The following is a 19,535-nucleotide window of genomic DNA, read 5'->3' on the forward strand; positions in this document are numbered from 1 at the left end:
GTCCCTGGCGGCAACGTTCCTTTGAGCAAGGCCCCTTTGAGCAAGGCCTCTTTGAGTGAACACCCCTAGAAAACAGTCGGCTGCCAAGGGACGACCGCGAAGTCGCCCGTGCCCTTCCTGACCTTCTCGAAGGGCGCGGAGCCGACGCACTTGGGCAGGTCCTTCGGGCCCATGTCCTCGGTCGCCGCCCAGCTGTAGCCGAGGCGGTCGATGCGGCCGGTGTCGTGAACGGTGATGCCCACCCGGTGGCCCTCGACCCCCTCCAGGTCCGTGTCCGTGATGACGCCGGAGACGACGGCCACCTTGCCGCCGGTCACCAGGCAGTCGACCTTCGCCTTCGCCCAGCCGCCCTCGCCGTTCGCGTAGTGGCTGAAGCGGAAGGTACCAGTGGCCTTGAGCGGGTCGTCGTTGTCCTTCGCCGCCAGGTGCGCGTCGAACGAGAACGTGATGTCGTCCCCGGCCGACCGGTACAGCTTCGCGGTACCGGTCAGCGCGGCGGCCTCCCGGTTCCCGTGCCCGCTGTTCCCGTGCCCGCCGCCTACCGACGCGGCGGCGGTTCCGGTGGCGGCTCCGGCGGAGAGCAGTAAGGCGGCACTGAGCGCCAGGATCTTCGTATGACGGGAGTGGCGGGAGAGGCGGCTCATGTCGGTCCCTTCGGTGGGTGGTTCGGACAGCTCTCACTGTTCCGGCGCCGGGATCCGGGCACATCGTGCCGTGGACGTCACCGTCGCTCCGCCGCCGGGCGGGGGCTTACACCCGTGAGCTGCGCCTCCAGGAGGACCCGGCCTGCGACTGAGGGGGCGCAACGAATCGCCGTCCGGCCGCCGAGGCACGCAATGATTCGTCCGCGGACGCGCAATGAGTCCGCCTTGTCGGCCGGAAGCCGCCGACCGTACCGTCTATGTGGCCCCCGACTCCCCTTCGCCCCCAGTGAGGAACACGCATGCGCACCGCCCTGCTCCAGAGCTCCGGACGTCCCGGCTCCGTCGCCGCGAACCTCAAGGTTCTCGACGTGGCCGCGGAACGTGCCGCCGCCGCGGGGGCCGGGCTGCTGGTGGCGCCGGAGATGTTCCTGACCGGGTACGCGATCGGTGGGGACGTGCCCCGGCTCGCCGAGTCCGCCGACGGCGAATCCGCCGACGCGGTCGCGGAGATCGCCTCTCGGCACGGCCTCGCCGTCGTCTACGGCTACCCCGAGCGCGACGCGGAGCAGGTCTTCAACTCCGCCCAGCTGATCGCCGCCGACGGCACCCGTCTCGCCAACTACCGCAAGACGCACCTCTTCGGCTGCTTCGAGCGCGACCACTTCACGCCGGGCCAACTGCCCGTCGTCCAGGCCGAGCTGGCCGGCCTCCGCGTCGGCCTCATGATCTGCTACGACGTGGAGTTCCCGGAGAACGTCCGCGCGCACGCCCTCGCCGGCACCGACCTGCTCGTGGTGCCGACGGCCCAGATGCACCCGTTCCAGTTCGTCGCCGAGTCCGTCGTGCCGGTGCGCGCCTTCGAGAACCAGATGTACGTCGCGTACGTCAACCGGGTCGGCTCGGAAGGGGAGTTCGAGTTCGTCGGGCTCTCGACGCTGGCCGGACCCGACGGCGTCAGCCGAGCGCGCGCCGGGCGCGGTGAGGAACTGGTCTTCGCCGACGCCGACCCCGTCTTCCTCGCGGCCTCGCGCGAGGCGAACCCGTACCTCGAGGACCGTCGTCCCGGCCTCTACGGGTCCCTTCTCTGAACCCCGCTCAGCCCTCCCTCCCCAACCCTTTTCGCGCAAGGAGTCCGTACCCCATGACGTCCACCGTGCCCAACGCAGTCGAGCACGCTGACGAGCAGCGACTGCCGATCACCATGTTCGGTCCGGACTTCCCGTACGCGTACGACGACTTCCTCGCGCACCCCGCCGGCCTGGGCCAGATACCGGCGACCGAGCACGGCACCGAGGTCGCGGTCATCGGCGGCGGACTGTCCGGCATCGTGGCCGCGTACGAGCTGATGAAGATGGGCCTCAAGCCCGTGGTCTACGAGGCCGACCGGATCGGCGGCCGTCTGCGGACCGTCGGCTTCGACGGCTGCGACCCGTCCCTGACCGCCGAGATGGGCGCGATGCGCTTCCCGCCCTCCTCCACGGTGCTGCAGCACTACATCGACCTGGTGGGGCTCGAGACCCGGCCCTTCCCCAACCCCCTTGCGGAGGTCACGCCGTCGACGGTCGTCGACCTCAAGGGCGAGGCGCACTACGCCGAGACGGTCGACGACCTGCCGCAGGTCTACCGGGACGTGGCGAACGCCTGGACCAAGTGCCTGGAGGAGGGCGCCGACTTCTCCGACATGAACCGCGCCCTGCGCGAGCGCGACGTCCCGCGCATCCGCGAGATCTGGTCGCGGCTCGTGGAGAAGCTCGACAACCAGACCTTCTACGGCTTCCTCTGCGACTCCGAGGCCTTCAAGTCCTTCCGGCACCGCGAGATCTTCGGACAGGTCGGCTTCGGGACGGGCGGCTGGGACACGGACTTCCCCAACTCCATCCTGGAGATCCTGCGCGTCGTCTACACCGAGGCGGACGACCACCACCGCGGCATCGTCGGGGGCAGCCAGCAGCTCCCGCTCCGGCTCTGGGAGCGGGAGCCGGAGAAGATCGTGCACTGGGCGTACGGGACGTCGCTCGCGAAGCTGCACGACGACGGGACGCCGAAGCCCGCCGTGACCCGGCTCCACCGCACGTCCGGCAACCGGATCACGGTCACCGACGCGGACGGCGGCATCCGTACGTACCAGGCGGCGATCTTCACGGCCCAGTCCTGGATGCTGCTCTCCAAGGTCGACTGCGACGACGCGCTGTTCCCGATCGACCACTGGACGGCGATCGAGCGGACGCACTACATGGAGTCGTCCAAGCTCTTCGTGCCGGTCGACCGGCCGTTCTGGCTGGACAAGGCCGTAGACGACAAGGGAGAACCGACCGGCCGGGACGTCATGTCGATGACGCTCACCGACCGGATGACGCGCGGGACCTACCTCCTCGACGACGGTCCGGACCGGCCCGCCGTCATCTGCCTCTCCTACACATGGTGTGACGACAGCCTGAAATGGCTGCCGCTGTCCGCGAACGAGCGGATGGAGGTCATGCTGAAGTCACTCGGCGAGATCTACCCGAAGGTCGACATCAGGAAGCACATCATCGGCAACCCGGTGACGGTGTCCTGGGAGAACGAGCCGTACTTCATGGGCGCGTTCAAGGCCAACCTGCCCGGCCACTACCGTTACCAGCGGCGCCTGTTCACGCACTTCATGCAGGACCGGCTGGCCGAGGACAAGCGGGGCATCTTCCTCGCGGGCGACGACATCTCCTGGACGGCCGGCTGGGCCGAGGGCGCCGTACAGACCGCGCTGAACGCCGTGTGGGGCGTCATGCACCACCTGGGCGGCGGGACCGACCCGGCCAACCCCGGACCCGGCGACGTCTACGACGAGATCGCGCCGGTGGAACTTCCCGAGGACTGAGGCCGGGCACGGCCCGGACGATGCGGGTACGCGACCGGGGGCCGATCCCCGTGCGGCCCCCCCGGCCGGCTGCCGGGGTGGCCCGCACATCGAGAAGGTCAGACCCCGGCCGCACGCGCCGCCGTGAACACCTCGGCGGCGACGTCCTTGAGCTCCTGGGCGTCCCGCGCGGTGCCCTGGAGCTCGATGAGGATCTCGTCGACGCCGACCTCGGCGTGGGCCTTGAGGTCCGCCACGATCTGCTCGACGTTGCCCTGGAACGGGGCGCGGTCGGCGCCGTCGTACGCCTTGGGCGTGTACTGCGCGTTCGCCCGCGCCACCGACTCGATCGGCTTCGTACGGCCGCGCTCGGCCGCGAAGTCCTGCAACTGACGCCACTGGGCGCCCAGTTGCTCGGCGCCCATGGCCACCGGCATCCAGCCGTCGGCGCGTTCGACGAGCCGGGTCCGGGCCTTCTTGCTGTTGGCCGGCAGCAGGATCGGTATCGGCCGGGCCGGCTTGGGCCCGACCGCGGAGGGCGCGATCTTGGTGAGGCGTCCCTCGTACGTCACCGGGTCCGGACCCCACACCGCCTGGCACACGTCGAGGACCTCGTCCAGGACCTGGCCGCGCTCCTCGAACGGCGCGACTCCCGCGGCCGCGTACTCGTCGAGCGACCACCCCGTGCCGAGGCCCGCCACGACCCGGCCGCCGCTCGCCGCGTCCAGCGTGCCCAGGGTCCTGGCCAGCTGGAACGGGCCGTGGAGCGGGGCGACCAGGACACTCGTGCCGAGCCGGACCCGCTCAGTGGCCGTGACGGCCAGGGTCAGCGTGACCAGCGGGTCGGGGACGCCGCGGTACATCTCGGGCCAGGGCAGGCCCGGTATGCCGTACAGGCCCTGCGTCGCGGGCTGCGGAAACAGGGCGCGCTCGTACACCCACAGGCTCTCGTAGCCGATCTGCTCGGCGGTGCGCGCCACGTCGGGTACGTCCTGCCCGATGTCGTACTGCTGCGCTTGAGGAAGACTGAGACCCAACCGAGTGGCCATGCGTACGCTCCTTCGCGTTGTTCGCGTCAGACGGTTCAACGCTCAACCTAACGCGCCACAAGGCGAATTCAGCGGTATGCGTGCGGCGTGGCCGGATCAGTCCGGCAGCGGAGTCAGCAGCATCCGGCCCGCCAGACCGACCACCGCGTCGAGGCGGCAGGCGAACTCGTCGGCGAGATCGGGCAGTCCGCGCAGCGCCCACAGCGTGCGGGCTGCGGACCATGCGCCGTCCCGCGCCCGCTCCAGGCTCCATGAGCCGAGCAGATGCGTGAGCGGGTCGGCGATCTGGAGGAGGTCGGGGCCCGGCATCAGATCTTCGCGGATGCGCTCCTCCAGCGTGATGAGGATGTCGCCCACACGATCGAACTCGTCCTCCAGATCGACGGGTTCGCAGTCGAGCGTACGACAGGCGTCTAACACCGCGAGCGCAAGATCGTGCCCGATGTGCGCATTGATACCCGCGAACGCGAACTGCAACGGTCGTACACCGGGATGACGCCGGAACTGGAAAAGCGGCCGCCAGCAGGCGGGCGGAAGCCGCTCGTCCGCCACCGCGTCCACGACCGCGAGGTAACGCTCCGCGAACCGTACGTCCAGCGTGATCGCGGCGTGCGGGTCGGTGAAGTGCCCTGCGTCGACATGCCGGTCGACCTCCTCCGTGACGGTGAGGTAGACGCGGTTGAAGACCGCGACACCGTCCCATTCCGGCCAGGCCGCGCTCAGCGCGCGCATACGGGAGACGACCAAGTCCACGGGAGTCGTGACATATTCCAACTGCACCATGGGGGCAGGTTCGCAGGCCTACGCTGCCCCGAGTACCGCCGGGCCGACCGCTTCCCCATAACGGGGGACACGACCGGCGCGGAGGAAGGGGAGCACAGCGTGTCAGGCCAACGTGCCCGGCGCTTGGCCGAACGCAGGGCCGAGCGCAGCCGGGCCGCCAGGCGGGGTGCCATGGTGGGTGTGGCCTCGGCCGTGGTCGCCGTGGGCACAGCGACGGGGATGATCTCCGCACTCGACGACGGGCGTGACACCGACGAGGCCCGCCCGGCGGTGACGAGGTCGCTGCTCCTGGAGCCGGGCCCGGCCGTGCCGACCTCCTCGCCCTCGACGACGTCCGCCTCGCCGACGCCCTCCCCGTCTCCGTCCTCGGCCAAGCCGAGCCCGAAACCCTCGAAGAGCAAGCCCAAGGAGCCGACGGCCGGTGCCGGGTCGGCCCGGCTCTACCGCTACCCCGAATCCCAGGTCCTCGACTGGGTCCGCACCCACCGCGACGATCCGCGCCGCTCGGTCATAGAGTCCCGGATAGCGGACCGCCCGGCGGCGGTCTGGTTCGCGGACTTCACGCCGTCGAACATCACCGCGCGGGTCAGGGCCGTCACTTCGGGCGGCTCGGCCCAGGGGAGCGTCCCGATCGTCGTGCCGTACGCGATACCGCAGCGCGACTGCGGCGGGGCATCCGAGGGCGGGGCGACGGATCTCGGCGCGTACGACGCGTGGATCGACAAGTTCGCGGCGGGACTTGGCTCCGGCGAGGTCATCGTGATCCTGGAGCCCGACGCCATCGCCCAGTCCGACTGCCTCTCGGCAGGTGAGCGGGCCGACCGCTTCGCCTCGCTGGCCCGCGCGGGCCGCGTCCTCAAGGCCGCGAACCCCAAGGCCCGGGTCTACTACGACGCGGGTCACTCCGACTGGAACTCCGCCGCGAAACAGGCCTCTCTGCTGCGCCAGGCGGGCGCCGCCTCGGCCGCCGGCTCGGACGGCGTCTTCAGCAACGTCTCCAACTTCAACCGCACGGGCGCGGAGATCGCGTACGTCCGGCAGATTCTCGGCACACTCGGCGGCTCCGCGGGCCTCGGCGCCGTGATCGACACGAGCCGCAACGGGAACGGCGCCCCGGCCGCCGGCGAGTGGTGCGATCCGGCGGGCCGGAAACTGGGGCAGGCGCCGACCCTGCGTACCGGACAGGCCCGTATCGACGCCTACCTGTGGGTGAAGCTGCCGGGGGAGTCCGACGGATGCAGGGGCGAGCCGGGGAAGTTCACACCCGACTACGCCTACGACTTGGCGCGCTGAGCCTCACAGGACCCGCTCGGGGTTCAGGACCGTGGGCCGGGGACCGCCGGGTCCGGAGCGTCGACCTTTCCGTCGATCTGCCGACCGCCGGTGCGCAGGACGCCCGCGAACACGGCGAGCCCGAAGGCCAGTGCCGTCACCAGGCCGAAGGACACCACCAGGCTCGTCGCGTCCGCGAGCGAGCCGATCGCGGAAGGAGCGATCAGGCCCGAGGTGTAGGTGATGGTCGCGACGCCCGCGATGGCCTGGGATGGGTTGGGTCCGCTGCGTCCGGCCGCCGCGAAGCAGAGCGGCACGACGACGGCGATGCCGAGGCCCAGCAGCGCGAAGCCGCTCATCGCCACCACCGCGTTCTGGGCCACCACGACGAGCAGCCCGCCGAGGGTCGCGAGGACACCGCCGACGCGTACGGTACGGACCGGTCCGAAGCGGTCCACCACGGCGTCGCCCGCGATCCGCGCGAGTGCCATGGTGAGCGTGAAGGCCGTCGTGGACGCGGCCGCGACCCCTGCCGAGCTGTCCAGGACGTCGCGCAGATAGACCGCCGACCAGTCCAGACTCGCGCCCTCCGCGAACACCGCGCAGAACCCGACCGCACCGATGAGCAGCGCCGACTTGGGCGGCAGCGCGAAGCGCGGGGGCGCTTCCTCGCCCTCCGTGGGCCTCAGGTCCAGTACGCCCTGGCAGGCGGCCACACCGATGAGGGTGAGCACCGCGGCCGCGAGCGTGTGGTGCAGCCGGGCGTCCGAGCCCAGGTGCGCGGCGAGGGTGCCGGCCGCCGAACCGATCAGGGCGCCCACGCTCCACATGCCGTGCAGACCGGACATGATCGATTTGTTGAGGCGGGTCTCGATCTCGACGCCCAGCGCGTTCATCGCCACGTCGGCCATGCCCGCCGTGGCGCCGTACACGAAGAGCGCGAAGCACAGGGTGAGCAGGTTCGGCGCGAGGGCCGGCAGGACGAGGGCGAGCGTCCACAGCGAGATCAGGCCGCGCAGGGCATTGCGGGCGCCGAAGCGGTGGCTGATACGGCCGGCGAGCGGCATCGCCACGGAAGCGCCGAACGCGGGGAACGCGAGCGCCAGGCCGAGCTGGCCCGCGCTCACCGCGGCATGGTCCTGGATCCACGGGACGCGGGTCGCGAACGAGCCCGTGACCGCGCCGTGCACGGCGAAGACCGTGGCCACGGCGTACCGGGCGCGCTTCAACTCACGTGCGTCGTAGACCACTTCACTCACGCCTCTCGGCCCTCCTTCGCGCCTGCCCGGTCTGCCGACGTAAACTATCAGGGAGCCTGCCTGATAGATAGCGGATATCGGGCCGTGCTACCTGATCTCCGGTCTGGAAGGATCCCGGCATGCCCGCATCACCCAGCATCGCCCGGGCCATCAACGACCGGCTCGCCCTGCGGCTGCTGCAGCAGGAGGGTCCTTTGACGGCAGGGCAGTTGAAGCAGCTGACCGGACTGTCCCGGCCCACCGTCGCCGACCTGGTGGAACGCCTCGCGGCCGCCGGGCTGATCGCCGTCGTGGGGGAGGCCGGGGAACAGCGCCGCGGCCCGAACGCCCGCCTGTACGGGATCATCGCGGACCGGGCGCATCTGGCGGCGCTCGACGTCCGCACCGAGGGCGTGTCCGTGGTCGTCGCGGATCTCCTGGGCTCGGTGCTGGCCGAGGCATCGGTGCCGATCGGCGACGAGACCGGCACCGGAACCGCCGTCGAACAGGCGGTCACGCTGGTCGAGCGCACGGCCAAGGAAGCCGGGGTCGACCGTCTGCACACGGTGGCGATCGGCGCCCCCGGCCTGATCGATCCCGCCACCGGTGAACTCCGCGACTCCTCCGGGCTGCCCGAGTGGCACCGCCGCCTCGCCACCGCCCTCGACGACCGGCTCGCGGCCCGCGTACTCGTCGAGAACGAGACGAACTTGGCGGCCCTGGCGGAGCAGCGCGTCGGCGTCGCCCGCGACCGCGACACCTTCGTTCTCCTCTGGCTGGGCCACGGCATCGGTGCCGCCGTCGTCCTCGACGGCACCCTCCGCCGGGGCGCCTCCGGCGGCACGGGCGAAATCGGCTTCCTCCCGGTCCCCGGAACCGACGGCCTGCCCTCGGCGACGGCCTGCGACGGAGGCTTCCACTCCCTCGCCGGCGCCGCGGCGATCACCGATCTCGCCGCGGCACACGGCGTCGCGGCACCCGCGCGGCACCATGAACCGCACGCGGCGGCCCTGGTCCGGGCGGCGGTGGCGAAGGCGGACACCAGTGGCGTGGCGACCGGCTTCCTCGATGCTCTCGCCGATCGCGTGGCCATCGGCGCCGCATCCGTCATCGCGGTGCTCGACCCCGGGTGTGTGGTGCTGGCGGGGGAGACAGGCCGGGCGGGGGGTGAGGTGCTTGCGCGGCGGGTCCGGGAGCGGCTCGCCCGGATGTCGCCGTTGGCCACGGAGGTCCGGGCGAGTGTGCTGGGGGGTGGGGCGGTGCTCCGGGGTGCGTTGCTGATGGCGCGGGAGCGGGCTCAGGACGAGTTGTTCGCGCCTGAGGAACGGCAGGAACGGTAGGAGCGGCGGGAACGGCAGGAACGGTAGGAGCGGCGGGAACGGTAGGAGCGGCGGGAACGGCGGGAACGGCAGGAACATCAGCCACGCGAGGCTCCGCCCGCGTCGTGCCGTCGGCGAACACCGCCCGCCCGGCCGCCAGCCACAGCAGCACCGAGGGCAGCAGCACGCCCGAGCCCAGCAGCGCCATCAACCCGGCACCGCTCGCCGCCGACAACGGCTCCAAATGGGCCGCGTGGAAGACGAGATGGGGTACCCCGGCCGTCAGATGGGCGGCCAGTGCGGTGAACACCAGCCGGCGCTCCATCGTGGTCACGGCCGCACCCAGCAGCACCGCGAGCGACAGGTTCAGCGAGCCCAGGTCGAGGACCAGATGCTCGTTGTACGGCGGGATCAGCGACACCCAGCGCCAGTCCCAGAAGGTGCGCGGCAGCAGCACGATCCACAGGCCCAGCACTCCTTGCGCACCGGCGAGCACTCCGAGGCCCGCTCGCAGCGAGGTCCGGCGGTTCATCGTCACCGTCCGCCGCCGAACCGCGCCGCCAGGTACTCCTCGAACGTGACCTTGCCGACGGCCCGCCCCGGCGTCAGATGGCCACCGGCGCGCATCCCGCGGACCGCCGCGCCCGGCAGCGGCACGTTCACGATCGCCCTCCGCCGTCCGCGCGCCCGCAGATACGCCCGGCCCAGCTCCGCGAACGTACGCACCTCCGGTCCGCCCATGTCCGCCACGCGCCCCGCCGGAGCGCCCGCCGCCAGCCCGGCCAGCCGATCGGCGACCTCGGTGACCTCGACCGGCTGATCGCACACGCCCGCCGGAAGCAGCATGACCGGCGGCCTGGCGAGGACCTGGAACAGCTGCGCCAGGAGATCGTGGAACTGCGTCGTCCGCAGCACCGTCCAGCCGAGCCCCGACTCCTCGATCAGCTTCTCCACCGCGAGCTTGGCCTTGTAGTAGCCGAGCGGTACCCGGTCCACGCCGACGATCGAGATGTAGACGAGGTGCGCCACGCCCGCCCGGCGCGCGGCCCCGATCAGATGGCGTGCCGCGCGCTCGTCTCCCCCGCGGGGTGAGGTCGCGCAGTGCACGATCGTTTCCACGCCCGCCACGGCCGCGTCCAGGCCGGTGCCCTCGCGCAGATCGACGGCGTACTCCTCGGAGTGCCGACTGAGCACCCGCACGTCGTGTCCGTCCGCGCGCAGCCGTTCGGTCAAGTGCCGGCCGAGTGTTCCCGTGCCGCCGGTCACCAGGATCGTGGTCATGCTGTTCGGTCCTTCCGGACGTCGGGCGCTCCCGGGGTGGAACGCCCGTCGTCAACAGGAACCGGACAGCCGCCGCGGGTGTGACAGCGAGGACGCGAGACGGCTACGGACGAGTGAGCCGGCGCCCCACGAACTCCAGTTTCTCCGGATTCACCACGGCTCGCAGGTGCGCGATCAGCCCGTCGCGCAGCTCGAACGTGAGGACGCCGACGAGCGTGTCGCCCACCCATGCGACGAGCGCGGGCGCGCCGTTGACCTCCGCCACCGTGAAGGTCATGTCCGCCGCGAACCGCTCGGTGCCGCCCACCAGGAACCGCGTGACCTTGTCGCGCCCCATGATCGGCCGGCGCGCCGCGGTGACCTTGCCGCCGCCGTCGCTCCACCAGGTCACCTCGTCCGCGAGCAGCTTCTCGAGACCGGCCAGATCGCCCTCGCGGGCCGCCGTGATGAAGGAGGCCACCAGCACCTCCCGCTGCTCGGGCGCGGGCTCGAAGCGGGACTCGGGCGCGGTGACCCGCCCCGCGGCCCGCCGGTAGAGCTGCCGGCAGTTGGCCTCGCTCAGTTCGAGGACCTCGGCGATCTCCCGGTGGCTGTACGCGAAGGCCTCCCGCAGCACGTACACGGCGCGCTCGGTCGGCGTCAGCCGCTCCAGCAGGACCAACAGCGCCATGGACACGGCATCGCGCTGCTCGGCCGACTCCAGAGGCCCGAGCGCGCCGTCGGAGGTGACCACGGGTTCCGGCAGCCACGTACCGACGTACTGCTCGCGTCGCGCGCGGGCCGAGGTGAGCCGGTTGAGGCAGAGGTTGGTGACGACCTTGGCGAGCCACGCCCCGGGATGCTCGACAACCGTGCGATCGGCGCGGCTCCACCGCAGATACGCGTCCTGCACCGCGTCCTCCGCCTCCACGGCGGACCCCAGCAGGCGGTAGGCCAGGCCGAACAGACGCGGACGGTGGCCTTCGAACTCGTCGGCGATCGAGAGGGGCACGACCCCAGCGTGGCAGAACCAGGGCGAAGACCCGGCGGCGGGGCAAGGGCCGATCGTCACCGCCGCCGGGTCGCTCTTTGGGCGGGCCGGTGAACGCAGACCCTAAGAGGACTAGACCACCACGTCAACAAATGTGGCCGCATCGCGAGATTCCGTGCCCGTACCTCACAAGATGCCATGCCCGTGCCGGAGTTGATCCTCCCGGGTGTCAGGGAGTCTGGACCCCATTGATTGTTGCGTGAAAGTCCATCGCGCTGTCTTGTGAGCCACCCCACAGTTATTCGCTCCATGGGCGTCGATCAGCCGTGGCACACTGGCTCTGTACCAGAAGCAGCGCACTCCGGGGTCGGTGAAACTCCGAACCGGCGGTTATAGTCCGCGACCCGGTCGCTTCCAGCGGCCGGTTGACCAGGTGAAATTCCTGGACCGACGGTTAAAGTCCGGATGGGAGGCAGTGCGCGGCGGGCGGGCATTCGTGCGCGTCGCCGTCTGTTTCGACGTGTCCTGAGGGGCATGTCCGATATGGCGTCGCACCCGGTGTCGTCGTCCGTACCTGCTGTCGTCATCGACAGGCCCCGGAGTCCGTGCCCGAAGAGGCAGGAGGACCCGGGAAGTGTTCACCGGAATCGTCGAAGAGCTGGGCGAGGTCACGGCCGTCGAGAACCTCGACGACGCCTCCCGCTTCCGGCTCCGCGGACCCGTCGTCACCGAAGGCGCCCGGCACGGGGACTCCATCGCCGTCAACGGCGTCTGCCTCACGGTCGTCGACCACGAAGGCGACGAGTTCACCGCCGACGTGATGGCCGAGACACTGAACCGCTCCAGCCTCGGCGTCCTGGCCGTCGGCTCCCGCGTCAACCTCGAACGCCCCATGGCCGTCGGCGAACGCCTCGGCGGGCACATCGTCCAGGGCCATGTGGACGGCACGGGCGAGATCATCGAGCGCAAACCGTCCGACAACTGGGAGATCGTGAAGATCTCGCTCCCCGCGGACCTCACGCGCTACGTCGTCGAGAAGGGCTCCATCACCGTCGACGGCATCAGCCTGACCGTCGTCGACGCGGGCCCGGACTACTTCTCCGTCAGCCTCATCCCCACGACGCTCGCCCTGACCACGCTCGGCCTCAAGCAGCCGGGCGACCCGGTCAACCTGGAGGTCGACGTCATCGCCAAGTACGTCGAGCGGCTGCTCGGCAACCAGGGGGGCGCGCGGTGAACTGGCTGAACTCCGAGGCGTTCACGCTCTTCGGGCAGCACATCAGATGGGCCGACATGATGGGCAACACCATCGGTCTGATCGCCCTCGCGCTCGGCTGGCGGCGCTCCATATGGACGTGGCCCGCCCAGTTCCTGTCCGGCGCCATCCTTCTCACGGCCTTCGCCACCGCCCACCTCTCCGGCAGCGCCGGCAAGCAGGTCATCGTGATGGCCGTCGCCGCCTGGGGCTGGTGGCAGTGGAACCGCGGCAAGGAGCGGTCGCAGGACGGCTCCCTCACCGTACGGTTCGCCGACTGGCGCGAGCGCGCCTACCTCGTCGGCGGTGCCGCGCTCGGCACCCTCGTGGTCGGCGGCCTGTTCACCGCCTATCCCTCACTCTCGTGGGATCCCTGGCCGGACGCGTACATCTTCGTCGGCACGATCGTCGCCATGTACGCCCAGGCGCGCGGAATGGTCGAGTTCTGGTTCGCCTGGCTCCTGGTCGACCTGGTGGGCGTGCCGCTCAACTTCGCCAACGGCTTCGCCTTCTCCGGATTCGTCTACATCATCTACGGCGCACTCGTCCTGTGGGGCATGCGCGACTGGTGGCTGCGCTCCCGCAGGGCAGCGCAGCCCGTCCTGGAAGGAGCCCCGGCATGACCGCCGCGCCCGTCTGGTTCAGCACCGACACCATCGAAGAGGACCTGGCACTCGACCCGATCGAGCAGGCCATCGCCGACATCGCGGACGGCCGCCCCGTCGTGGTCGTCGACGACGAGGACCGCGAGAACGAGGGCGACCTCGTGATCGCCGCCGAGAAGGCGACCCCCGAGATCATCGCCTTCATGATGAGCGAGTGCCGCGGTCTGATCTGCGCGCCCATGGAAGGCGACGAACTCGACCGCCTGAAGCTTCCGCAGATGGTCGACAACAACACCGAGTCGATGCGGACGGCGTTCACCGTCTCCGTCGACGCCGGCCCCGCTTACGGCGTCACCACCGGGATCTCCGCCGCCGACCGCGCCACCACACTCCGGCTGCTCGCCGGAGGTGAGGCCGAGGCGAGCGACCTCGTGCGCCCCGGCCACATCTTTCCGCTGCGCGCCAAGCCCGGTGGCGTCCTGGTGCGCGACGGCCACACCGAGGCCGCCGTCGACCTGGCCCGGCTCGCGGGTCTGCGCCCGGCCGGCGCGATCGTCGAGATCGCCGGCGAGGACGGCAGCATGCTGCGCCTGCCCGAACTGGTCCCGTTCGCCCGCAAGCACGGCCTGACGATCATCTCCATCGAGGACCTGATCGCCTACCGTCGCTCCCTCACGTTCGCGGCTCCGCTCGCGCCGGGTGCAACCCCGGCCGAGCCCACCGTCCGCCGCGAGGCCGAGGTCCGACTCCCCACCCGCTTCGGCGAGTTCACGGCCCATGGCTACCGCTCCACCGCCGACGGCGTCGAGCACGTCGCCCTCGTCCACGGCGAGATCGGCGACGGAGAGGACGTCCTCGTCCGCGTCCACTCCGAGTGCCTCACCGGCGATGTCTTCCACTCGCTGCGCTGCGACTGCGGCCCCCAGTTGGAGGCCTCCCTGGAGCGCATCCACGCCGAGGGCCGCGGGGTCGTCGTCTACCTGCGCGGCCACGAGGGACGCGGCATCGGACTCATGTCCAAGCTGCGCGCGTACGAGCTCCAGGAGCGCGGCCGCGACACCCTCGACGCCAACCTGGAGCTGGGCCTGCCCGCCGACGCGCGGGACTACGGCGTCGGGGCGCAGATCCTTCAGGACCTCGGGGTGACGAGCGTCCGCCTGATGACCAACAACCCCGACAAGACCGACGCGCTCGTCCGCCACGGCCTCAAGGTCACCGAGCGCGAGCCGATGCCCGTGAAGGCGGGCGAGCACAACATCCGCTACCTGCGCACCAAGCGGGACCGGATGGGGCACGACCTGCCTTGGCTGGACACGGCCACCGTGTCCACCTGCGGCAACCAGTAAGCACATCACTGAGGAGAGACGTGAGCGGCAAGGGTGCACCTGAACTGTCCGTACGCAACTGCGGCGACCTGCGCGTCGCGGTCATCGCGGCACAGTGGCACGAAAAGGTGATGGACGGCCTCGTCGACGGCGCCCTGCGCGCCCTGCGCGAACTCGGCATCGACGAGCCGACCGTCCTGCGCGTCCCCGGAAGCTTCGAGCTCCCGGTGGTCGCCAAGGTCCTCGCGGACCGCGGCTACGACGCGGTCGTCGCCCTCGGCGTCGTCATCCGCGGCGGCACCCCCCACTTCGACTACGTGTGCCAGGGCGTCACCCAGGGCCTCACCCAGGTCTCCGTGGACACCGGCGTCCCCATCGGCTTCGGCGTGCTGACCTGCGACACCGAGGAGCAGGCCCTCGACCGGGCGGGCATCGAGGGCTCCAGCGAGGACAAGGGCCACGAGGCGGTCACCGCGGCCGTCGCCACGGCGGCCACGCTGCGTGCCGTCTCCGAGCCCTGGCGTCAGACCGGCCGCCACACCGCGTAAAGTGAACGCCACCATGTCCAAGAAGACGTTCGAGGAGCTCTTCACCGAGCTCCAGCACAAGGCCGCCAGCGGCGACCCCGCCACCTCCCGCACCGCCGAGCTGGTTGGCAAGGGAGTCCATGCCATCGGCAAGAAGGTCGTCGAAGAGGCCGCCGAGGTCTGGATGGCCGCCGAGTACGAGGGCAAGGAGGCGGCCGCCGAGGAGATCTCGCAGCTGCTCTACCACGTGCAGGTGATGATGGTCGCCCGCGGTATCTCGCTGGACGACGTCTACGCCCACCTCTGAGCCGTCACCGCAATTCCGAACCCCACGCACGAACGAAGGAAGCCGACCTCATGCTGCGCATCGCCGTCCCCAACAAGGGTTCCCTGTCAGGCCCTGCGGCGGAGATGCTGCATGAGGCCGGCTACCAGCAGCGCCGGGAGTCCAAGGAACTGCGCATCGTCGACCCGGAGAACGAGGTCGAGTTCTTCTACCTCCGCCCCCGCGACATCGCGATCTACGTCTCCTCCGGCCGCCTCGACATCGGCATCACCGGACGCGACCTGCTCATCGACTCCGGCGCCAACGCGGAGGAGATCCTGCCGCTCGGCTTCGCCCGCTCCACGTTCCGCTTCGCCTCCAAGCCCGGCACGGCGGGCGGCGTCGAGGACCTGGCCGGCATGACCGTCGCCACCTCGTACGAGGGGATCGTCGCCAAGCACCTCGCCGACCTCGGTATCGACGCCTCCGTGGTCCACCTCGACGGCGCCGTCGAGACCGCGATCGAGCTGGGCGTCGCCGAGGTCATCGCGGACGTCGTCGAGACCGGCACCTCGCTGCGCAACGCGGGCCTAGAGGTCTTCGGCGAGCCGATCATGAAGTCCGAGGCCGTCGTCATCCGCCGTACCGGCGTGAACGCCGAGGAGAACGCCGAATCGAAGGTTCAGCAGTTCCTGCGGCGCCTGCAGGGCGTCCTGGTGGCGCGGACGTACGTGATGATGGACTACGACTGCCGCGTCGAGCAGCTCGAGAACGCCGTCGCGCTCACCCCCGGCCTGGAGTCCCCGACCGTGTCGCCGCTGCACAACGAGGGCTGGGTCGCCGTCCGTGCCATGGTCCCCGCCAAGGAAGCCCAGCGGATCATGGACGACCTGTACGACCTGGGCGCACGGGCCATCCTGACCACGGCCATCCACGCCTGCCGCCTCTGAGGAACCGCCCCGTCATGTCGGACCTGCCTGTGCTTCCCGTCACCTTCCGGCCGGGACGCACCCGCGCCGTCCTGCTGACCGCCGGTGCCACGATCTTCGTGGTCATCACCACCGTCGCGCTGCTGCTCGAGAAGCTCGGCCCGGGGGAGCGCGTCAGCTTCGTCTTCACCGCGGCGCTGATCTTCGGGGTGCTCGCGATGCTCTCGCGGCCGAAAGTCGTCGCCGACGAGTCCGGCGTCACGGTCGTCAACATCACCGGCCGGCGGCGTCTGGCCTGGGCGGAGATCCTCCGCGTCAATCTGCGCCCCGGCGACCCCTGGGTGTTCCTCGACCTGAGCGACGGCACCAGCCTGCCCGCGCTCGGCATCCAGCCGGGCATCGCGAAACAGCGTGCGATCAGCGATGCCCGTACGCTGCGGGCACTCGCCGAGGCCCGCGGAACGGGCGACCCCGACGGGCAGCGCGGCGGACAGCAAGACGAACATCACGGCTGACTCTCGGCTTCCCACCCTGCCGCATCGGCCGGTGTCTTGATTAATCTGTTGGCGGAGGTGTTTTCCTTGCGCCTCCGCCCCTGATGTTCCACCCGGAAGTCAGGGGCTCCTGCTATTCGAGGAGTGACTCCCTCCAGCGATGGACGGATCGTCCTGTAGTACCTGCGCCGCCCCCTCCCGAGATGACGCGGACCCCACGGTCCGCGTCGGCTCCGAGGCGGCGGCATGACCATCCCCTTGCTGCTCCTTGGGGCGGCGTTCCTGCTGATCCTCGCCAACGGCTTCTTCGTGGCGGCCGAGTTCGGTCTCGTCACGGTCGAACGCCCCGAGGCCGAGAAGGCCGCCGCCGAGGGCGACCGACGGGCCCGTACCGTCGTGAACTCCCTCAAGGAGCTGTCGTTCCAGCTGTCCGGCACCCAGCTCGGCATCACCATCACCTCGCTCGTCGTCGGCATGCTCGCCGAACCGGCCCTCGCCGAGCTGCTGCACGGCCCGTTCACCGCGACCGGCATACCCGAAGGCGCCGTGCCCGGCGTGGCCGTGGTCGTCGGCATGCTGCTGGCCTCGGCCGTGCAGATGGTGATCGGTGAGCTCGTGCCCAAGAACTGGGCGGTGTCCAAGCCGATGCAGGTCGCGCGCTTCGTCGCGGGACCCCAGCACGTCTTCTCGCGCCTGTTCCGGCCGGTGATCGCCGGCCTGAATGCCGTCGCCAACCGGCTCGTCCGCGCCCTGGGCGTCGAGCCCGCCGAGGAGCTGGCCTCCGCCCGCACCCCCGGCGAACTCGTGTCCCTGGCCCGGCACTCGGCCCGGGCCGGCGCCCTGGAACAGGACACCGCCGACCTTTTCGTCCGCACCCTCTCGCTGGCCGACCTCACCGCACAGCACGTGATGACGCCACGCGTGAAGGTCAGTGCCCTCCAGTCCTCCGCCACCGCCGAGGACGTCGTCAACCTCACGCGGGCCACCGGCCTGTCCCGCTTCCCCGTCTACCGGGAGCGCATCGACGAAATCGTCGGTATGGCGCACCTCAAGGACGCCCTCGCGGTGCCCTCGAACGAGCGGCTGCGCACCCCCGTCGGCCGGATCGCCCAGCCCCCGCTGCTCGTCCCGGAGACCCTGCCCGTCCAGCCCCTTCTGGAGCAGCTGCGCAGCGAGCAGCCCATCGCGGTCGTCGTCGACGAGTACGGCGGCACGGCCGGCGTCGTCACCCTGGAGGACATCGTCGAAGAACTCGTCGGCGAGGTCCGCGACGAGCACGACGGACACGACCTTCCCGAGCTCGCCGCCGCCCCGCCCGAGGACGGGCGGCCCGCCTGGGACGCCGACGGCAGCTGCCGCGTCGACATCCTGCTGCGCATAGGCCTCGAGGTCCCCGAGGGCCCTTACGAGACCGTCGCGGGCCTCGTCGCCGATCTCCTCGGCCGTATCCCCGCACCCGGTGACAGGGTCGAACTGCCGGGCTGGCGGCTCTCGGTGCGCCAGGTCGGGCACTACCGGGCCGAGCGGGTGCGCCTGGTCAAGGCCGCGGACACCGTGGTGGAGGCAGCCCGATGAGCATGCTCCAACTCCTGTTCGCCGTTCTGCTCGTGCTCGCCAACGGCTTCTTCGTCGGTGCCGAGTTCGCGCTCGTCTCGGTGCGCCGCAGCCAGATCGAACCGCTCGGCACCACACGGGCCCGCCAGGTCATGTACGGCCTGGAGAACCTGCCGCAGATGATGGCCGCCGCCCAGTTCGGCATCACCGTGTGCTCCCTGACGCTCGGCGCCGTCGCCGAGCCCACCGTGGCGCACCTCCTGGAACCGGTCTTCGAGGCGGTCCATCTTCCCGAGGGCGTGATCCACCCCCTCGGCTATGTGATAGCCCTCGCCGTGGTCGTGTTCCTCCACCTAGTCGTCGGCGAGATGCTGCCGAAGAACCTGGCGATGGCGGCGCCCGAGAAGACCGCGCTGTGGCTCAGCCCCGGCCTGGTCGCCTTCGCCCGGCTGTGCAAGCCGGTCACCGTGGGCCTCGGTGCCTGCGCCCGCGTCGTCCTGAAGCTCTTCCGCGTCGAACCCAAGGACGAGGTCGAGGCGGTCTTCACCAGTGAGCAGCTCAACCGGCTCGTCGAGGACGCGGGACAGGCGGGCCTGATCGACCCCGAGGAGCAGGAGCGCCTGGAGGACGCCCTGGAGCTGGGCTCCCGCCCGGTCACGGACGTGCTCCTGGACCGGGAGTCACTGGTGACGGTCGGCCCGTCGGTCACTCCGGGCCAGGTCGTCGCGCTCACCGCCCGCACCGGCTACTCGCGCTTCCCGGTCTGCGCGGAGAACGGCGCCTTCATGGGCTATCTCCACGTGAAGGACGTACTCGACCTGGAGGAGTCCGAGCGGGCCGTGCCGCAGCACATCTGGCGCCCCATGACGACCCTGCGGTCCGAGCTGCCCCTGGACGACGCCCTGACCGTGATGCGCCGCGCCGCGACGCACCTCGCCCAGGTCGTCGACGCCTCGGGCCGCGCACTCGGCCTGGTCGCCCTGGAGGACGTACTGGAACTGCTGGTCGGCGAGGTACGCGATCCGGCGCACCGCGACGCCCCCACTCCTGCGGTACGGGTCACGGAGCCGCGCGGGGGGATCGCCCCGACTGCCGCGACCGCCGCGACGGCGGAGCCGGAGCCGCGGTCCGAGAGTCCGGAGCAGGCACTGGCGAGCTGAGGGGCCGCGGAGCGGGGGCCTTTCGGATGCGC

Annotated in this window: 19 protein-coding genes and 1 riboswitch; of the genes, 13 read left to right on the top strand and 6 right to left on the bottom strand. The window is 70.8% G+C overall.

From position 1 onward, the window contains the following. Positions 1-65 precede the first annotated feature (65 nt). On the bottom strand, positions 66-644 hold the full coding sequence (locus tag FGD71_RS43980) for a hypothetical protein (RefSeq protein ID WP_119106214.1): 579 nt from the start codon (positions 642-644) through the stop codon (positions 66-68). Between the two features lie 299 nt (positions 645-943). Here FGD71_RS43980 and FGD71_RS43985 point away from each other — a divergent pair, with 299 nt between their 5' ends. Further along, on the top strand, positions 944-1,732 hold the full coding sequence (locus tag FGD71_RS43985; RefSeq protein WP_119106215.1) for a carbon-nitrogen hydrolase family protein: 789 nt from the start codon (positions 944-946) through the stop codon (positions 1,730-1,732). A 53-nt stretch (positions 1,733-1,785) separates the two neighbouring features. Continuing rightward, positions 1,786-3,498, top strand: a complete 1,713-nt coding sequence (locus tag FGD71_RS43990; protein WP_119106216.1) for a flavin monoamine oxidase family protein — start codon at positions 1,786-1,788, stop codon at positions 3,496-3,498. Positions 3,499-3,596: 98 nt separating this feature from the next. On the opposite strand, the gene FGD71_RS43995 is transcribed toward FGD71_RS43990, so the two are convergent. Both FGD71_RS43995 and FGD71_RS44000 read right to left on the bottom strand, forming a co-directional pair. Continuing rightward, positions 3,597-4,526 carry an LLM class F420-dependent oxidoreductase gene (locus tag FGD71_RS43995; protein ID WP_119106217.1) on the bottom strand — a complete coding sequence of 310 codons (930 nt, stop codon included), beginning with the start codon at positions 4,524-4,526 and terminating at the stop codon, positions 3,597-3,599. A 96-nt stretch (positions 4,527-4,622) separates the two neighbouring features. Further along, positions 4,623-5,309, bottom strand: coding sequence for a DUF5995 family protein (locus tag FGD71_RS44000; protein WP_119106218.1), 687 nt, complete (start codon positions 5,307-5,309; stop codon positions 4,623-4,625). 171 nt (positions 5,310-5,480) lie between these two features. Between FGD71_RS44000 and FGD71_RS44005 the strand changes: the two genes are divergently transcribed. After that, positions 5,481-6,602, top strand: coding sequence for a glycoside hydrolase family 6 protein (locus tag FGD71_RS44005; RefSeq protein ID WP_119106219.1), 1,122 nt, complete (start codon positions 5,481-5,483; stop codon positions 6,600-6,602). Positions 6,603-6,625: 23 nt separating this feature from the next. Here the strand turns inward: FGD71_RS44005 and FGD71_RS44010 are convergent, their stop codons facing one another. Then, the gene (locus tag FGD71_RS44010) at positions 6,626-7,840 is read right to left on the bottom strand and encodes an MFS transporter (RefSeq protein ID WP_119106220.1); all 1,215 of its coding nucleotides are present in this window, start codon (positions 7,838-7,840) and stop codon (positions 6,626-6,628) included. 119 nt (positions 7,841-7,959) lie between these two features. Between FGD71_RS44010 and FGD71_RS44015 the strand changes: the two genes are divergently transcribed. After that, complete coding sequence (locus tag FGD71_RS44015) at positions 7,960-9,159, top strand: ROK family transcriptional regulator (RefSeq protein ID WP_119106221.1); 1,200 nt, start codon at positions 7,960-7,962, stop codon at positions 9,157-9,159. A gap of 513 nt (positions 9,160-9,672) precedes the next feature. Here the strand turns inward: FGD71_RS44015 and FGD71_RS44025 are convergent. Next, entirely contained in the window at positions 9,673-10,419 is a 747-nt protein-coding gene (locus FGD71_RS44025; protein ID WP_119106222.1) for an SDR family oxidoreductase, read from the bottom strand. A 103-nt stretch (positions 10,420-10,522) separates the two neighbouring features. After that, the gene (locus FGD71_RS44030; protein ID WP_119106223.1) at positions 10,523-11,410 is read right to left on the bottom strand and encodes an RNA polymerase sigma-70 factor; all 888 of its coding nucleotides are present in this window, start codon (positions 11,408-11,410) and stop codon (positions 10,523-10,525) included. A 331-nt stretch (positions 11,411-11,741) separates the two neighbouring features. Further along, positions 11,742-11,872, top strand: a riboswitch (FMN riboswitch). A gap of 151 nt (positions 11,873-12,023) precedes the next feature. Between FGD71_RS44030 and FGD71_RS44035 the strand changes: the two genes are divergently transcribed. The 9 genes from FGD71_RS44035 (at position 12,024) to FGD71_RS44075 (ending at position 19,503) form a co-directional block, all read left to right on the top strand. Beyond that, positions 12,024-12,626 carry a riboflavin synthase gene (locus FGD71_RS44035; protein WP_119106224.1) on the top strand — a complete coding sequence of 201 codons (603 nt, stop codon included), beginning with the start codon at positions 12,024-12,026 and terminating at the stop codon, positions 12,624-12,626. Then, positions 12,623-13,267, top strand: a complete 645-nt coding sequence (locus tag FGD71_RS44040; protein ID WP_119106225.1) for a nicotinamide mononucleotide transporter family protein — start codon at positions 12,623-12,625, stop codon at positions 13,265-13,267. Before FGD71_RS44035 ends, FGD71_RS44040 begins: the two co-directional genes overlap by 4 nt. Further along, positions 13,264-14,595, top strand: coding sequence for a bifunctional 3,4-dihydroxy-2-butanone-4-phosphate synthase/GTP cyclohydrolase II (locus tag FGD71_RS44045; protein ID WP_119106226.1), 1,332 nt, complete (start codon positions 13,264-13,266; stop codon positions 14,593-14,595). The genes FGD71_RS44040 and FGD71_RS44045 overlap by 4 nt, the downstream gene beginning before the upstream one ends. A gap of 20 nt (positions 14,596-14,615) precedes the next feature. After that, positions 14,616-15,122 carry a 6,7-dimethyl-8-ribityllumazine synthase gene (ribH, locus tag FGD71_RS44050; protein ID WP_119106227.1) on the top strand — a complete coding sequence of 169 codons (507 nt, stop codon included), beginning with the start codon at positions 14,616-14,618 and terminating at the stop codon, positions 15,120-15,122. Between the two features lie 13 nt (positions 15,123-15,135). After that, entirely contained in the window at positions 15,136-15,408 is a 273-nt protein-coding gene (locus FGD71_RS44055) for a phosphoribosyl-ATP diphosphatase (RefSeq protein WP_119106228.1), read from the top strand. A 50-nt stretch (positions 15,409-15,458) separates the two neighbouring features. Continuing rightward, positions 15,459-16,316, top strand: coding sequence for an ATP phosphoribosyltransferase (gene hisG / locus FGD71_RS44060; protein WP_119106229.1), 858 nt, complete (start codon positions 15,459-15,461; stop codon positions 16,314-16,316). A gap of 14 nt (positions 16,317-16,330) precedes the next feature. Continuing rightward, on the top strand, positions 16,331-16,810 hold the full coding sequence (locus FGD71_RS44065; protein ID WP_119106230.1) for a PH domain-containing protein: 480 nt from the start codon (positions 16,331-16,333) through the stop codon (positions 16,808-16,810). A gap of 225 nt (positions 16,811-17,035) precedes the next feature. Beyond that, positions 17,036-18,364 carry a hemolysin family protein gene (locus tag FGD71_RS44070; protein WP_119106231.1) on the top strand — a complete coding sequence of 443 codons (1,329 nt, stop codon included), beginning with the start codon at positions 17,036-17,038 and terminating at the stop codon, positions 18,362-18,364. Further along, positions 18,361-19,503 carry a hemolysin family protein gene (locus tag FGD71_RS44075; protein WP_119106232.1) on the top strand — a complete coding sequence of 381 codons (1,143 nt, stop codon included), beginning with the start codon at positions 18,361-18,363 and terminating at the stop codon, positions 19,501-19,503. The genes FGD71_RS44070 and FGD71_RS44075 overlap by 4 nt, the downstream gene beginning before the upstream one ends. The last annotated feature ends 32 nt before the right edge of the window (positions 19,504-19,535 follow it).

This window comes from Streptomyces sporangiiformans, from assembly GCF_005768555.2.
In the GTDB taxonomy this organism is placed as follows: Bacteria; Actinomycetota; Actinomycetes; order Streptomycetales; family Streptomycetaceae; genus Streptomyces; species Streptomyces sporangiiformans.